This is a genomic window from Arthrobacter sp. TE26545 (assembly GCF_056279005.1).
The window spans coordinates 1,089,410-1,105,513 of sequence record NZ_JBWBQM010000001.1 but is presented as its reverse complement, the minus strand read 5'-3'; the positions used below and the strand labels follow the sequence as shown (position 1 = coordinate 1,105,513).

Genomic DNA, 16,104 nt, shown 5'->3' with positions numbered 1-16,104 from the left:
CACCGTCAGCGGGCCAGGCCCAGCAAGAGGGCCTGGACCGCTGGCCACTGGTTTCGGAGCAATGTCCAGGCCGCTGCACAGATCCCCACCATGGCGTAACCGCTCACCGGGATGAGGAGCAGCCATTCGCGGCGCGAGCCGGCCTTGCCCAGCAGGGGAACCGACAGCGCCCCGTTGGCCTTCCAGATCCCGCTCACCAGCGGCAGCTTGCGCCAGAACTTCGGCGGCTTGATCACGATCGGCCACAGCAGCGGCACTCCCCCGGTGGTGATCATGTCCCCCACGATGTGCACCACGACGCCGGTCAGCATTGACAGCGGCAGCCAGGCCCATTGCTGCGGGGCGAACCAGGTGACAAGCCCGGCCGCGGCCAGCGCGAACACCCAGTTGGCCAGCCAGCCGTGCTCCGGGAAGAGCTTCAGTGCCTTGGCCGCGAGGTTGATCATGAACATGCACAGCAGCCCGGCACCCACGGAGAGCCGGCCCACCGGGGTGTCGAGCTGGAACTGTGCCGCCATCGCCGCGAGCAGCACGAACGCGGCGGCGCCCAGCAGCGAGTGCGTCCCTTGACGGTGCCCGCCGCTGGCTTTTTCGATCCCGACGGCGATCAGCCGCGACAGCGGCGGCAGCGAGTGCGCGATGGTGCTTGAGCGGTGGTCCCAGTCGCACACCAAGGCGGTTCCCGCCGTCGTGAGCGCCCCGATCAGGATCCCGGTGGAATCCAGCGGGTACCAGCCCAGGGCGTACGGGCCGGTCGAGGCAATAGCGATCCACGCCGCGGCTCCCGACGCGGCGTGATGTCCTCCCATCATGCGATCAGCCTGCGCTCGTGGAAGCAGACGCCGGCGCGTCGGTGAAGAGGGCGGTGATGACCGTGTTGGCCCAGTTCAGGATCTCGGCGTCCTGCAGGTCCCGGCCGCCGATCTTCGCGGTCTTGGGCTTGGGGATCAGCACGGAGTCCAGCGCGGGCTTCACCTGGGAACCCGGGTACATGCGGTTCAGGCGCATCACCTTGGACTCGGGCAGGTTCGCCGGGGAGAAGCGGATGAAGTTGCCTTGGAGCGCGACGTCGGACAGCCCGCTTTCGCGGGCCGTGACCCTGAAGCGCGCCACGGCGATCAGGTTCTGCACCGGCAGAGGCGGCTCGCCGTAGCGGTCCACGAGTTCGGCGAGGACCTCGTCGATGGCCTCGTTCGTGACGGCGGCCGCCAACTTGCGGTAGGCCTCCAGTCGCAGGCGCTCTCCGGGCACGTAGTCGTGCGGGAGGTGGGCGTTGACCGGCAGCTCGATCTTCATGTCGGCGGCCTTCTCTTCGGCCTCGCCGCGGTATTCAGCCACGGCCTCGCCCACCAGTCGGATGTACAGGTCGAAGCCGACGCCCTGGATGTGGCCGGACTGTTCGCCGCCCAGCAGGTTGCCGGCCCCGCGGATCTCCAGGTCCTTCATGGCCAGCTGCATGCCCGCGCCCAGCTCGTTGTGGGCGGCCACGGCTTTGAGCCGTTCCAGCGCCACCTCGCCCAGGGGCTTCTCGGACGGGTACAGGAAGTAGGCGTAGGCGCGCTCCCGGCCACGGCCCACGCGGCCGCGGAGCTGGTGCAGCTGCGAGAGGCCGTACTTGTCCGCGCCGTCAACGATCAGGGTGTTGGCGTTGGAGATGTCCAGCCCGGTTTCGATGATGGTGGTGCAGACCAGCACGTCGAAGCGCTTCTCCCAGAAGTCCACGATGATCTTCTCGAGCCGGCTTTCGGACATCTGCCCGTGCGCCACCTCCACTCTGGCTTCCGGGACGAGTTCGCGGATCTGCGCGGCCATCCGCTCGATCGAGGACACCCGGTTGTGCACGAAGAACACCTGGCCTTCGCGCATCAGTTCGCGCCGGATCGCAGCGGACGTCTGCTTGTCGGTGTACGGGCCCACGTAGGTCAGCACCGGGTGGCGTTCCTCCGGTGGGGTGGCCAGGGTGGAGGTTTCGCGGATCCCGGTGAGGGACATTTCCAGGGTGCGCGGAATCGGCGTGGCGGACATGGCCAGCACGTCCACGTTGGTGCGCATCTTCTTGAGCGCTTCCTTGTGTTCGACGCCGAATCGCTGTTCCTCGTCCACGATCACCAGGCCGAGGTCCTTGAATTCGAAATCCTTGGACAGCAGGCGGTGGGTGCCGATCACGACGTCCACGGCGCCGCTCTTGACGCCCTCGGCGGTCTCCTTCGCTTCCTTGGAGCCTTGGAAACGGGACAGCGGCTTGACCCGTAGCGGGAAGCCGGAGAAGCGCTCGGTGAAGGTCTCGTAGTGCTGCTGGGCGAGCAGCGTGGTGGGCACCAATACGGCCACCTGCTTGCCGTCCTGGACGGCCTTGAAGGCGGCACGGACGGCGATTTCGGTCTTGCCGTAGCCGACATCGCCGGACACCAGGCGGTCCATGGGGATCTCCCGTTCCATGTCCGCCTTGACCTCGTTGATGGTGGTCAGCTGGTCGGGGGTCTCCACGTAGGGGAAGGCTTCTTCGAGCTCGCGCTGCCACGGGGTGTCGGGACTGAAGGCGTGCCCACGGGAGGCCATGCGGGCCGAGTAGAGGCGGATCAGTTCACCGGCGATTTCCTTGACGGCCTTGCGGGCCTTGGACTTGGTGCTCGCCCAGTCGGCGCCGCCCATCTTGCTGAGCACCGGGGTGTCGCCGCCGACGTACCGGGTCACCTGGTCCAGCTGGTCCGTGGGTACGAAGAGCCGGTCCCCGGGGGCGCCGCGCTTGGAGGAGGCGTATTCGAGGACCAGGTATTCGCGCAGCCCGGAATCCCCTGCGGGGCCGCCAGTGGAGCCCGCTACTTTGCGCTGGATGAGTTCGACGAACTTGCCGATGCCGTGCTGTTCGTGGACCACGAAGTCGCCGGCGTGCAGCTGCAGTGGGTCGACGGCGTTGCGCCGCTTGGAGGGCATGCGGCGCATGTCCTTCGTGGACGCGGCCGAGGCCCGCCCCAGCAGGTCCGCTTCGGTGAGCAGCCCGAGTTTGAGCCCGTCCAGGACGAAGCCGCGTCCGACAGCCGCGGTGGTCACCTCGATAATGCCCGGCTGCGGCTCCTCGGCCAAGGTGTCCACCCGGGCGCAGGGAATGCTTGCGTCGTGGAAGAGCTCGGCCAGGCGCTGGGCCGGTCCGGGACCGTCCGTGGCTACCACGATCCGCCACTGGTCCCGGACGTGGGAGCCGATGAAATCGAGCATTTCCGCTACGTCGCCCTGGTAGCCGCGGGGTTCGCGGGCGTGCAGGTTCAGCACGTCGATGTCCAGTACCAGGTCCTCGTCCGTGGCGAGGGAGGTGATGGACCACCAGGACACCTCGTGTGCCAGGGCGGCGCTGCGGGTGTCAGTCAGCGAACGGAAACTGGCGGCCTGCAGCTCGGTGGCCGCCTGCCCGGCGAGGTCAAGCGGCGCGGTACCGCCGTCGGAGGCCGTGGACCAGGCCGCCTCGAGGAATTCCTCGTTGGTGGCCGCGAGGTCGTGTGCGCGGGTGCGCACCTTTTCCGGTTCAATGACGACGGCGATCGAGCCGGCGGGAAGCTGTTCCACGAACGGGACCATGGCATCCACCAGCACCGGGGCCAGGGACTCCATGCCCTCGACGGCGATGCCCCCGGCAATTTTCTCCAGCATGTCCGCAGCGGCGGGCATCTGCGGCTTCAGGGTGGCGGCGCGGGACATCACCGAGGGGGTGATGAGGATTTCGCGGCAGGGCGGGGCGTAAAGCTCCGTGGGGTGCTGGATGGTGCCGGAGAGTGATGTGAGCGAACGCTGGTCGGCGACCGCGAACCAGCGCATCTGCTCCACTTCGTCACCGAAGAATTCGATGCGTACCGGGTGGTCTTCAGTGGGCGGGAAGACGTCCAGGATGCCGCCGCGGACGGCGAATTCGCCGCGGTGCGTGACCATGTCCACACGCGAGTAGGCGGCGTCGGAGAGGCTGCGCACCAGTTCAGTGAAGGGGACTTCCTGGCCGACCTTCACCGTCACGGGAACAAGGTCGCCGAGGCCGGCCACCACGGGCTGCACCACGGCACGGACCGGGGCCACCACCACGCGCAGCGGGGCCGCCGTTTCCGTGTGGGCGGCGATTTCGGGATGGGCCAGGCGGCGCAGCACGGCCAGGCGGCGCCCGACGGTGTCCGAACGCGGCGAGAGCCGCTCATGTGGCAGGGTCTCCCAGCTCGGGAACGCGGCCACGGAATCGGCGGGAAGGTAGCAGGCAAGCGCCGCCGTCAGGTCCTCGGCCTCGCGGCCGGTGGCGGTGACGGCCAGTACGACGGGGGCGCCGCCGTCGGGAGCTTCCGCAGCCAGGCCGTCCGCCATTTCGGCGAGCAGGGCGGCACGCAGGCCGGCCGGGGCGCTGATCTGGTAATCCTCGCTGCGCCCGGCAAATCCCCGCGCGGCTTCGGGGCGGACCCTGGCGAAGCCGGCGTCTTCGCCGAGGACGCGGCGCAGGCCGTTGAGGCTCATGGCTGAAACTCCTAGGGTGGATCCCACACAAATGCCCGGAAATTCGAGTGAATGCCCGGGACTTCCAGCCTACCCCGCCTCCGGCCGAGGGAGTCTTCCTGCAGCCGCCCGGGTCCCGGGAGGGGGCCGCGTCGGAGTGGCCCGCGACACCCCGTAGGATGTTTGGGAGCCTCAAGAGCTCTCAACCGAGAAAAACCATGGAGGACCCCCATGCCCCTGGCCGCATCCACCACCCTGCCGCACAGCGTTGACCGCGTCGCCGCTGTCTTCGTGAACGAGGAATTCATCAAGCACACCAGCGAACTCGTTGGCGGCACCCTCGAATCCTTCAACGTGGAAGGCGACCCCTCAGGCGCGTTCAGCACCGTCACGGTCCGCACCCTGCCCACCACCCGCCTTCCGGAAATCGCCCGCAAGTTCGTCGGCGAGAGCCTCACCGTCACCCAGACCGAGCAGTGGGCAGCCCCGGCCGCCGACGGTTCCCGCACCAGCACCATCGCCCTGAAGGTTGCCGGAGCTCCCCTGGACGTCACCGCCGCGCAGCGCCTGGTTTCCGAAGGCGGCAACACCCGGATCGAACTGGAAGGCAATGTGACCTCCTCCGTTCCGTTCCTGGGCGGCAAGATCGCCGAAGCTGCCGAGCCCATGGTCGGCAAGGCCCTGAACATCCAGTCGCAGCAGGCCGAGGCCTGGCTCGAAAGCCACTAGCATGCACCTCCCCGCAATCCTCGGCTGGGTGCTGGTTATTGCCGGCGTCTGGTCCCTGGCGGTGTGGCCGCAGTTCCTCAAGCGCGTCATGAAGGACCCTCGTGCCCGGGACGCCGCCGGCAAGCCCACCAGGTTCCTCACCGTGCACGTGGTGCTGGTGAGCATCTCCATGGTGCTGGGGCTCGCGACGGCGGCAATCGGCGTCGCGGGCCTGCTCGGCTGACGCTTCCCCCTCCCAACTGACTCGCAGTTGTTGTCGTTTTGAGCGCTCATAACGACAACGACTGCGAGTCAGTTGGGTAGGATGGGCAAAGGTGCGCCGGGAAGTCTGGTCGGCAACGATTTTGCCGACCGTCCCGCAAGGAGCCGTATGAGCCCGCACCCGATTTCCCCGCAATCCCCCGTACGCAAAGTCTTCGCCCGCGCCAGCTTCCCCGAATACCAGCGGGTCCTGGCGATCCTGCGGACTGAAACCGTGGGCGGCGCCTTGCTGCTTTTCGCCACCGTGGCCGCCTTGCTGTGGGCCAACTCGCCGTGGGCCAGCGGCTATTTCGCGCTCCGGGACGTCAAGCTCGGCTACGCCCCTTGGCATCTCGAACTGAGCATCGGCCATTGGGCGTCCGACGGCCTGCTGGCGGTGTTCTTCTTCATCGCCGGGCTCGAACTCAAACGCGAATTCGTCTCCGGCGAACTCCGCAATCCGGCGAAGGCCGTGGTCCCAGTGGCCGCTGCCGTGGGCGGCGTGGCCCTCCCGGCCGTCATCTACGTGCTTTTCAACCTCGGCCTGTTCAACCTCGGCTCCGGTGCCGAGAGCCTCAGGGGCTGGGCCATCCCCACCGCCACGGACATCGCCTTCGCCCTGGCCGTGCTGGCGGTCATCAACACCCACCTTCCGGCGGCGCTGCGCACTTTCCTGCTGACGCTCGCCGTGGTCGATGACCTGATCGCGATCGGCATCATCGCCTTCTTCTATTCCAGCGGGCTCCAACCGCTCATGCTGCTCGCCGCACTGCTCCCGCTCGCCGCGTTCACCTTCCTGGTCCAGAAGCGCATCCGATCCTGGTACCTGCTGCTCCCCCTGGCGGCGGCCACCTGGGCATTCGTCCATGCCTCGGGAATCCACGCCACGGTGGCCGGCGTGCTGCTCGGCTTCGCCGTTCCGGTCCTTTCCTCCGGTAGGAAGGGCGAACCCGAACACGGACTGGCGGAGAGCTTCGAGCACCGACTCCGGCCCTTCTCTGCGGGCTTTGCCGTCCCGGTGTTCGCCTTCTTCTCCGCCGGGGTGGCCCTGGGCGGCGCCGCCGGGTTGCGGGCCGCCTTCACTGATCCCGTGGCCCTGGGCATCGTCGTGGCCCTCGTCGCGGGCAAGACCCTCGGGATCTTCGGCACCACCTTCGTCCTGACCAAGTCCACCCGTGCCCGCCTGGACAGCAGCCTCGCCTGGATCGACGTGGCCGGCCTGTCGCTGCTCGCCGGTGTCGGTTTCACGGTCTCCCTGCTGATCGCCGAACTCAGCTTCGGCCCCTCCTCCGCGCACGACGACCACGCCAAGGTGGCCATCCTGGCGGGTTCCCTCTGTGCGGCGGTGCTTGCCGCTGTCGTGCTCAGGGTCCGCAACCGGCACTACCGGAAGGTGGAGCTGGAAGAACAGCGCGACGACGACGGCGACGGCGTCCCTGACGTTTTCGCCGCCCCGGAAGGCCGGGCTTGAGAGAGGGCCGGGGCGTCGCCCGAAAGTAATTGCGCCGCACCCGGTGCGCTCCGCCGCCGATAGTCGTACTGTGGCTTCATTGATGCGTCGACCATGGGGGTTGCATGCGGATATCAGTCATTGGTTGCGGCTACCTCGGTGCCGTCCATGCCGCATGCATGGCGAAGCTGGGGCACGAGGTGGTGGGGATCGAGACCGATCCCGCCAAGGTCGCCGAACTTTCGGACGGCCATGCCCCCTTCTATGAACCCGTCCTGGACGAGCTACTGAAAGAACTCGAAGAATCCGGGCGGCTGCGTTTCACCACGGATATGTCCGAAGCCCGCGGCTCACAGGTCCATTTCATCTGCGTCGGCACACCCCAGAAGCGTGGCGAGAACGCCGCGGACCTGCGTTTCGTGGATGCCGCCGTCGAGTCCCTGGCCGCGCAGCTGGGGCCGGGAGAGCTGGTGGCCGGCAAGTCGACGGTCCCGGTGGGAACGGCTGCCCGGTTGGCGGAGATCGTGCACGAAGGCCAGCCCGGGGCGATGCTGGCCTGGAATCCGGAGTTCCTGCGCGAAGGCCATGCCGTCAGCGACACCCTGAGCCCGAACCGGCTGGTGTACGGCGTGGACACCGGTTCCGAGGACGATCCAGCCGTGGCGCTCCTGGACGAGGTGTATGCCGAACCGATGTCCGCCGGGACGCCGCGCATGGTGATGGACTACGCCACCGCCGAGCTCGTCAAGACGGCCGCAAACTCCTTCCTCGCCACCAAAATCTCCTTTATCAACGCCATGGCCGAAGTCTGCGAGGCCACCGGCGCGGACGTGGTGCGCCTGGCCGAGGCGATCGGCGTGGACGACAGGATCGGCTCAAAGTTCCTCAGCGCCGGGATCGGCTTCGGCGGCGGCTGCCTGCCAAAGGATATCCGCGCATTCATGGCCCGCGCGGGCGAGCTCGGCGCTGACCAAGCCCTGACTTTCCTGCGCGAGGTGGACGCGATCAACATGCGCCGCCGCACCCGGGTGGTGGAACTGACCCGCCAGCTCTGTGGAGGAACGTTGATGGGGCAACGGATCGCGGTGCTGGGAGCGGCTTTCAAGCCGGAGAGCGACGACGTCCGGGACTCCCCCGCGCTGAGCGCCGCAGCCCAGCTTCAGCTCCAGGGAGCCGTGGTCACCGTGACCGATCCGCAGGCACTGGCCAACGCCGCCAAGCGCTTCCCGGAGCTGCCCTTGGAGCCGGACCTTGAGGTCGCACTGGATCGCGCCGACGCCGTGCTGCTGCTCACCGAATGGAAGCAGTACCGCGAACTGGACCCGCACGAAACAGCTGCCTTGGTGTCCAACAAGCGGATCCTCGACGGCCGCAACGTCCTGGACCCCGCCAAGTGGCGCGCGGCCGGCTGGACGTACAAGGGGCTGGGGCGGCCCTAAGCAGTCTTAGGCGGCGTTAGGTCGTCGCCTGCCCCAGCGCGTCCTCCGCCGCCACCCAGGACAGCATGGCGCACTTGACCCTCGCCACGTAGCGGGCCACACCTTCGAACGCGGCGGCGTCGCCCAGGACCTCCGGGTCGGCTGCGATCTTGCCGCGGGAGCGCAACATCCCGCGGAACACCTCGATCAGTTTGCGGAGTTCCTCCGGCTCGATGCCTTCGGCAAGGTCGGTGAGCACCGAGGCCGAGGCCATGGAAATGGAACAACCGTCGCCGTCCCAGCGCAGCTGGCTGACCCGGCCGTCGACGACGGCGAGCCGCACCGTGATCTCATCCCCGCAGGTGGGGTTCAGCTGGTGTGATTCCCCGCAGCTGGCGCCGGCTGGCGGCTCTTCGGATGCCAGGCCCTCGCCGTGGCGCAGCTTCGAATGGTCCAGGATGATCTGCTGGTAGAGGGCGTCAAGACTCATGGGTTCCTCAAACTCGGAAGTAGGAACGCACGCCGGACACGGCCTCCAGGAGGGCGTCGACGTCGTCGGTGGTGTTGTACAGGTAGGTGCTGGCCCGCGTCGTGGCAGTCAGCCCAAGCCTGCGGTGCAGCGGCTGCGCGCAGTGGTGGCCGACGCGGACGGCGATGCCGCGGTCGTCAAGGTACTGTCCGACGTCGTGGGCGTGCACGCCGTCGACGTCGAACGCGGCCAGGCCGATCCGCTCCTGGCCAGCAGCCGGGCCGAGCACCCGGATGCCGGGAATGGCACTGAGCCCGGTGACGAGGCGCTGGCCCAGGACGGTTTCCCACTCGTGGATCCGGGCGATGCCGGTTTCCTTGAGGTAGTTCGCGGCCGAGGCCAGGGCGATGGCCTGGGAGATGCGCTGGGTGCCGGCCTCGAAGCGCTGGGGCGCGGGGAGGAACGCGGCCTTCTCCATGGTGACGGTGGTGATCATCGAACCACCTGTGAGGAACGGCGGCATGGCGTTCAGGTGCGCGGCCTTGCCGTAAAGGGCCCCGATGCCGGTTGGCGCGAGCATCTTGTGGCCGGAAAGCACGGCGAAGTCAACGTCGAGGGCCTTGACGTCCAAGGGCAGGTGCGGCGCGGACTGGCAGGCATCCAGGACGACAAGGGCGCCGTGCTCCCGGGCGAGGGCGACCAGCTCGGCCACCGGGTTGATGGTGCCCAGCACGTTGGAAGCATGGGTGAACGCGAGCACCCGGGTGCGGGGGCCGATGATCCGGACGGCCTCCTCCAGCTCCAGGGCTCCGGTGTCGTTCACGGGGATGTAGCGCAGGGTGGCACCCGTTCGCATGGCGAGCTGCTGCCACGGAATGAGGTTGGCGTGGTGCTCCATCTCGGTCACCACGATCTCGTCCCCTTCCCCGAGGGCGAAGCGCGCGGACTCTGCCGGGGCGCCGGGAAGGGAGGCATTGAGGAAGGAGTAGCTGAGCAGGTTCAGGCCCTCGGTGGCGTTGGAGGTCCAGACCAGTTCTTCGCTCCCGGCACCGATGAACGCGGCCACCGTTTCGCGTGCATCCTCGAAGGATTCGGTGGCCTCCACAGCAAGGTAGTGGGCCCCGCGGTGCACGGCAGAGTTGCGCTGCTCGTAGAACTCCTGCTCGGCTTCGATGACGCTCAGCGGGTTCTGCGAGGTGGCGCCGGAATCAAGGTAGACCAGGTCCTTGCCGTTGACCTGCTGGTGCAGGATCGGGAAATCATTGCGGATCCGCCGTACCTCGTCGTTGTCGAGGGTTGCTGCCGAATGAAGCAGATGTGTGGGGATGGCAACCATGGCGTACTCCTGGGTGGACCTGTTTGGGCATGCGGCGCGGCCCGCGCTCGGAAGAGCAGCTCCAACGAAGAAGCCCGGGCCAATTACGTCACACTCACTGATCCTAATTATCCCACGGCCCCGGCGACACTTAGGCGCCGCTCACTTAGGCGATGCACATCTCCTGGGCGCTGAGCGCCGTCACGGCTAAATTCCGGAACTCGACCGGAGATCCGTCGTCGCCCCCTGAACCGTTCCCCCCTGGACCTGCCCCCGCAAGCAGGGCGAAATAGCCCCCGTGGAATGCAGTGTCGTTGCTTTGCGCGCTCCAGCCCCGTCCGCCGTCGACCGAAGCGCTCACCCGGATACCCACCGGCGCCATTTCCACTCGGACCTGGAACCACTGGCCTTCCCCTGCTCCCCCGCCGGCAGCGGAAGCAAGGGGCGCCGGCTGGCCCTGCCCTTTGTCAGTCCTGCCAAGGGCCAGGGAACCGTCCGCCGCGATGTCCAGCCGGTACCCGCCCTGGCTCGCCGCCTGCCCTCCGCCATCCGGAGCCGGGGCCACCGGGGAATCGTCGCCCAATGCGAAGGCGATGCCTGCCCGCCGCCCGCCGGACGCTGCGCCTTCCGGCCAGCGGAGTTCGACGTCCAGCCGCCAGCCGGGTGCGGCCAACGGTGCCATGGAGCCCACCGTGTAGGATCCGGGAGCGGAACCGAAACGCAGCGCATCGTCCACGAAAGCGGGCTGCTCAGCCCAGTCGCTGTCCGCTTTCCACGGCAGGTCCCCCGCGGCCCGGCTGCCCTCGCCCAGGCTGTCCGTCGCCATGGGCGCCAGCCGCTGCAGCACATAGGGCACGTTGGAACACATCATGCCGCGCACGCCAAGGCGCTGCAGCCGGCCGCGCTCCCACCTGCGGTGCACCTCCCAGGCGATCACCGGTTTCCCCATGGCCACAAGCTGCCGTATCGGAGCTTCCGGGGCCAGCGTGGGCACGCCCAGCAGGTCCAGGCGGTCCTGGAATTCCGCGGCCCTGTCCAGCTCCTTGCCGGTGAAGTAGCCCCAGGTGGTGTACCCGCGTTGCCGGGCGTAAATATGGCCCGGGGACATGGCGGGCTGCTTCCACACGATGTGTTCACGGCTGTCCGGGTAGTCCTGGAGCATCGCTATGATCGCGTCGGCGTTGGTGCCTCCCTTGTCCTCCAGGAAGATCACGTGGCTGCGGGCGAAGGCGTCCAGGACGTCCCGCAGCCGGGGCATGGGCTCAAGCGGCGTGGCAGGCCCAAGCCAGGCCCGGGCATCGACCTTGAGCTGGGCCAAAGCCGCGTAGGGAGTGGCGGGGATCTGGAAATCCTGGCCGCTGGTGCGCAGGGTGCTGGCATCGTGGTGGCACAGCAGCACGCCGTCGGAACTGGCCCACACGGACACCTCGATCGCTTTCAGGCCGAGTGCCACTGACTCCGAATAGGCCCGCATGGTGTGTTCGGGCCAGTTGTCGCCGGAACCCCGGTGGGCGATATAGAAGCTTTTCGTGGAGAGCAGGTCCTTGATGGTGTACGGTCCGCCGGGCTGCAAAGGGACGTCCGGTACGGGTGCCAGGGTGGGGACGGCGGTAGCGGTGCTGCCTGGCTGCGGGCAGCCTCCGCAGCCAGTGAGTGCGCTTCCAACGGCCAGCGCGCTGCCGGCCGCGAACGCACCCTGTGCCGCCAGGGCAAGGAAGCCGCGGCGCCCGAAGGGAGCGCCCGCTGCACTGCCGCTCATAAGTTCCTACCTGCCCGGTACGGCTCCGGAAGGGACGTATCTCCCGCGAACTCCGGGGCGGCCTTCAGGAGTTGCCCCTGCCTCACCACCTCGTCGCCTGCCATGACCAGCATGGCGAAGACGGTCCAGATCACAATTGCCGCAGCGGAACGGGTGGCCAGCGAACTGTAGGTCTGGGGCACCACCACCGCCAGCAGCCCGGCCAGAGTGAGGCCGCGGAAATGGTGCCGGGGCGCGTGTTTGAGGACCAGGTAGGCCATGACGCTGAAGTAGAGCAAGGCAAACACGATGCCGAAGTCGATGCTGTACATGACCAGGGGGTTCTCGAAGCTGGTCTGCAGGCCGCCCTGCACCGCCACCCGGTAACTGGCGCCGATCCCTTGTCCGGCGATGAAGTAGTCCGACCAGTGCGCCACGAAGTATTCCAGGGCCCGGGCCCGGGCCTCGGCCGAGCCCGTGTCGTCCTCCAGTCGCTGTGCCACGCCTGCCACCAGCGGCGACTGCACTATGAACCACGTGGCAACCGAGAGCACTGTGAGGAAGACGATCTTCACCCACACCCGGCGCTTGGCGAAGAGCACCACTGCCACCACCGAGAAGCCCACCACGAACAGGCCCACCCTGGACTGGGTCACCAGCACGCCGGTGATCATCAGGATCAGCAGCAGGGCCTGGAGAAGGTTGTGCTTCAGGCCTGCGACCAGCGGGGCAGCCACGCAGATGGCCAAGGACAGGGCCAGCGGCTGGTCCAGGGTGCCCATCCAACGGTCGGTTTCCGGATTGAACCAGTACTGCGTGAGGAAGCCCTCCTCGTAGAAGAGCACGCTGTGGGTCAGCCACTGCACCAGGGCGATCACGCACGTCACGGCCACCAAGGTGAGCAACATGGTCCGCAGCGCGGTCACGAGGTCAGGATCCGTGAGCGCGGCGGAAAGGAGGACAAGGAAGAACAGCACCGGGGCCAGGATCTGGTCCACCAGCAGTACCATGCCGCCGCCTTCCTGGGAGCTCCGGGACGCCAGGAACGCCGCCAGCACCACCAGGGTCAGCCCCATGAACAGGAAGAACTCCCGGCCAAGCACCTGGCGCAGGGAAACAGGGTCGTGGGCCAAGCGGACAATGAAGACCGCAAAGATCAGCCAGCTTGCGGCGTGCATCGAAAGGGAGCCGCTGTCCACTCCGGTGATCAGCGGACTGCCGACAGTGGGGACCAGCATCCACAGCCCCAGGACCGCTGCGAAAGTCCACCGGATTCGCCGGCGGAACAACCACGCAAAGCCGAAACAGCAAACGATCCACAGGGCCAGCTTGACCATGGCGTACCGCTATCCGCGCCGCGGCGGCGGGAGCGCCGCCCCGTCCGGGTCTTCCGTGGAGGAGTTCCCGGCTCCGCCGTCGTCCGCTCGGCCGCGATCAGGGCCGGCATCGGTCCCGGCGCGGCCCTTCGCGCCGGGCTCCGGCCAGCCGCGCACGCGGCCCGGATCCACGGTCTCCGCGCGATGGGCGCGGCGGGTGCGGGGTCCCCCGCGCCGGTGGGCTTCGGCGAGGCGGTCCGGCAGGGCGTTCAGGGCGACCCCGAGGATCCGGCTGTCGACGGCCCGGAGGTTTTCGATGCCGGAGGCCAGTACCTGTCTCGTGATTTTTTCGTGCCGCACCACCAGGACCACACCGTCCGTGAGGGCGCCCATCATGGCGCCGTCGCTCAGGGGCTGCAGTGACGTGGCGTCCACGACGATCCGGCTGTACCGTTCCTTCAGCGCGGCGAGCACCAGCGGGGTCTGCTTGCTGCCCAGCAGTTCGGTGGGCTGCAGCGGAACCGTGCCCGCACCGAGCGCGTGCAGGCCCTCGAAGGCGGTGCGCTGGATCACCTTGTCCAAGGGCAGCTGGCCGGAAAGGACGTTCGAAAGTCCGGTGGTCTTCGCCAGCCCCAGTTCCAGCGCGATCTCCGGGCGCCGGAGATCCGCTTCCAGCAGCAGCACGGTATGGCCGGACTCGGCCCAGGCTTTCGCGAGCAGGAACGCCGCCGTCGTCTTGCCCTCCCCGGCAGTGGCGGAGGTGACGGTCACCGAGTGCAGATGCTGGGACTGGGTCAGGTGGTCAACGTTGGTGCGGAGCCGGCGGCCGGCCTCATCCACCAGGGAATCGGGACGGCGGCCCAACAGCCGGTCAAGGTTGCGGGCGGCCGGGGCAAGCGGGATGCGCGCCAGCAGCGGCAAGCCCGTTGCGGCCTCGACTTGTTCGGGGGTACGCAGGGAGTGGTCCATCAGGCGGCGGCCGACGGCGATCCCGATGCCCAGAGCCACGCCCAGCAACAGGCCCAGCCCGAGGTTCAGGCCCACCCGGGGAGCCACCGGGGCGTCTTCAGGGGTGGGGCCGGACACGACCTTGAGCACGGTCTGCGAGGCGGAGTTCGGTTTGCGGCCCTCTTCGAGTTCATTCACGGCCGGGCCGAAATTCTTGGCGATGGCCGTTGCCGTGGCGACGGCCTGCTTCGCGTCCGGCATGGTGACCACGACGGTGAGCAGCAGGGTGTCCCGGTCGCTGGAGGCACTGATGGCTTCCTGGGCCTGCGCGCCGTCAAGAGGGATGCCGCTGTCCTTCAGGAGCCGGTCCACGAAGAGGTCGTTCTTCACCAAGGCGGCGTAGGTGGCGATGCGGCCGCGGGAGAGTTCGTCCGACTGCAGCGCAGACTGGCCGGTGATGGGAGGGGACACCACGAGGAAGCGGACCGTGCTTTGGTACTGCGGTTGCATGTTCTCCGTGACCACCCAGGCAGCACCCAGTCCGACCACGGCGCACACCAGCACGATCCACCAGCCGCGTGCTATTGCGCGGAGATACTCTGACAGTTCCAAAGAGCCGCCCCCAAGGTGGCTTCCAGGGCTGTTCCGCTCGCCGGTCCGGTCCCGATGCCTTGTCTGTGTTGCCTTGTCTGTTCGCACCATTATTGAACGCCCCGGGCCGCTTCGGAAGGCTTCCCAGCTGGGGGTTTGCCGGGTGTGCCCCCGGCGCCCTGAACCGCTGGCAAAAGGCTTCCGGCGGTCCTAAGCTTCTACCACACGGGCGGCCCGTGCGGACAGGAGAAAAGTGCGCACTTCCGAACCCCGGCCCTCAGTGTTGGTGGCCCATCCGAGCGCCGATCTTTATGGCTCGGACCGTGTCCTGCTGGAAACGGTCGACGGGCTGCTGCGCCATGGCGCCAGGGTTCTGGTGACCGTTCCCGCGCCCGGTCCGCTGGTGGCGGGCCTGCATGCGCGCGGCGTCAACGTGGTGTATTGCCCGACGCCGGTGCTCCGGAAAAGCTTCCTCTCACCTGCAGGAGCGCTGAAGCTCGCCGCGGCCGCGGTGCGCGGCAGCCTTGCGGGAGTCGCGTTGCTGCGCGGCAGCCGCCCGGACCTGGTGCTTGCCAACACCATCACCGTGCCCCTGTGGACGGTCCTGGCCCGGCTGTCCGGGATCCCGGTCCTCACGCATGTCCACGAGGCCGAATCGAGCGCTCCCCGCCCCCTGCGGGCAGCCCTGGCCCTCCCCCTCCTGCTTTCCAGGGGCATCGTTACCAACAGCAGCTTCAGCGCCGACACCCTTGCCGCGTCCCTCCCGCGGCTGCGGGGCCGGGCGACGGTGGTATACAACGGGGTGCCCGGACCGGATGCGGTTGTTCCGGCGCGCGGGGAGCTCGACGGCGGCCTGGACGTGGTCTATCTGGGGCGCCTTTCGCACCGCAAGGGGGTGGACGTGGCGATCGACGCCGTGCTGCGGCTCCGTGCCCGGGGCGTTCGGGCCAGGCTGTCCTTGGTAGGTGCAGTATTCCCCGGCAACGAAGCGTACGAAGAACAGTTGCGGGAACAGGTAGCACGCGCGGACGCGGCGGAGTTCATCACCTTCCACGGTTTCCAGGGCGAGGTGTGGCCGTTCCTGGCCGGGGCGGACGTTGCCGTGGTGCCTTCGCGGCTGGATGAACCGTTCGGGAATACTGCCGTCGAGGCCCTGCTCGCTGCCCGGCCGGTGATCGCCAGCAATACCTCCGGACTTCGTGAGGCGGCCGGCGGGTACGGCTCGGTACAGTTCGTCGAGCCCGGGGACGCGGGAGCCCTTGCGGAGGCCCTGTCCGCCCTGCGGGACGGCTGGCCGGAATACCGGGAGCACGCTCTCGCCGACGCGCAAGTGGCCCGGGATCGGCACAGCCCGGAAGGCTACGGAGACAACATGGCCCGGCAGGTTGCCGCCGCCGTCGGCGTCCGGAGCGGGAAGCGCTAACCG

The 16,104-nt window shown here is 68.1% G+C and carries 12 protein-coding genes; 5 read left to right on the top strand and 7 right to left on the bottom strand.

Going from position 1 to position 16,104, the window contains the following annotated elements; translation table 11 throughout:
* Nucleotides 1–5 precede the first annotated feature (5 nt).
* Nucleotides 6–812, bottom strand: coding sequence for a metal-dependent hydrolase (locus ACZ9CK_RS04900; protein ID WP_476049397.1), 807 nt, complete (start codon nt 810–812; stop codon nt 6–8).
* A gap of 4 nt (nt 813–816) precedes the next feature.
* On the bottom strand, nt 817–4,485 hold the full coding sequence (gene mfd / locus ACZ9CK_RS04895; protein WP_476049396.1) for a transcription-repair coupling factor: 3,669 nt from the start codon (nt 4,483–4,485) through the stop codon (nt 817–819).
* A 210-nt stretch (nt 4,486–4,695) separates the two neighbouring features.
* On the opposite strand from mfd, the gene ACZ9CK_RS04890 reads away from it, so the two are divergent.
* The 4 genes from ACZ9CK_RS04890 to ACZ9CK_RS04875 all read left to right on the top strand — a co-directional run bounded on the left by ACZ9CK_RS04890 (nt 4,696) and on the right by ACZ9CK_RS04875 (nt 8,322).
* Nucleotides 4,696–5,193 carry a DUF2505 domain-containing protein gene (locus tag ACZ9CK_RS04890; protein WP_426302617.1) on the top strand — a complete coding sequence of 166 codons (498 nt, stop codon included), beginning with the start codon at nt 4,696–4,698 and terminating at the stop codon, nt 5,191–5,193.
* A 1-nt stretch (nt 5,194) separates the two neighbouring features.
* A complete protein-coding gene (locus ACZ9CK_RS04885; protein WP_426302616.1) occupies nt 5,195–5,416 on the top strand; it encodes an SCO4848 family membrane protein in 222 nt (73 codons plus the stop codon).
* Between the two features lie 147 nt (nt 5,417–5,563).
* On the top strand, nt 5,564–6,904 hold the full coding sequence (nhaA, locus tag ACZ9CK_RS04880; RefSeq protein WP_476049395.1) for a Na+/H+ antiporter NhaA: 1,341 nt from the start codon (nt 5,564–5,566) through the stop codon (nt 6,902–6,904).
* Nucleotides 6,905–7,008: 104 nt separating this feature from the next.
* Nucleotides 7,009–8,322, top strand: a complete 1,314-nt coding sequence (locus ACZ9CK_RS04875) for a UDP-glucose dehydrogenase family protein (RefSeq protein WP_476049394.1) — start codon at nt 7,009–7,011, stop codon at nt 8,320–8,322.
* Between the two features lie 16 nt (nt 8,323–8,338).
* Here ACZ9CK_RS04875 and sufU read toward each other — a convergent pair whose 3' ends face one another.
* From sufU to ACZ9CK_RS04850, 5 genes are all read right to left on the bottom strand, one after another.
* The gene (gene sufU, locus ACZ9CK_RS04870; RefSeq protein ID WP_426302613.1) at nt 8,339–8,791 is read right to left on the bottom strand and encodes a Fe-S cluster assembly sulfur transfer protein SufU; all 453 of its coding nucleotides are present in this window, start codon (nt 8,789–8,791) and stop codon (nt 8,339–8,341) included.
* Between the two features lie 7 nt (nt 8,792–8,798).
* Nucleotides 8,799–10,106, bottom strand: coding sequence for a cysteine desulfurase (locus ACZ9CK_RS04865; protein ID WP_476049393.1), 1,308 nt, complete (start codon nt 10,104–10,106; stop codon nt 8,799–8,801).
* 145 nt (nt 10,107–10,251) lie between these two features.
* A complete protein-coding gene (locus ACZ9CK_RS04860; RefSeq protein WP_476049392.1) occupies nt 10,252–11,844 on the bottom strand; it encodes a glycerophosphodiester phosphodiesterase in 1,593 nt (530 codons plus the stop codon).
* Entirely contained in the window at nt 11,841–13,061 is a 1,221-nt protein-coding gene (locus tag ACZ9CK_RS04855; RefSeq protein ID WP_426302610.1) for an O-antigen ligase family protein, read from the bottom strand. The genes ACZ9CK_RS04860 and ACZ9CK_RS04855 overlap by 4 nt, the downstream gene beginning before the upstream one ends.
* A gap of 108 nt (nt 13,062–13,169) precedes the next feature.
* Nucleotides 13,170–14,699, bottom strand: a complete 1,530-nt coding sequence (locus ACZ9CK_RS04850) for a tyrosine-protein kinase domain-containing protein (protein ID WP_476049391.1) — start codon at nt 14,697–14,699, stop codon at nt 13,170–13,172.
* A gap of 232 nt (nt 14,700–14,931) precedes the next feature.
* Here ACZ9CK_RS04850 and ACZ9CK_RS04845 point away from each other — a divergent pair, with 232 nt between their 5' ends.
* Entirely contained in the window at nt 14,932–16,101 is a 1,170-nt protein-coding gene (locus ACZ9CK_RS04845; protein ID WP_426302608.1) for a glycosyltransferase, read from the top strand.
* Nucleotides 16,102–16,104 lie beyond the last annotated feature (3 nt).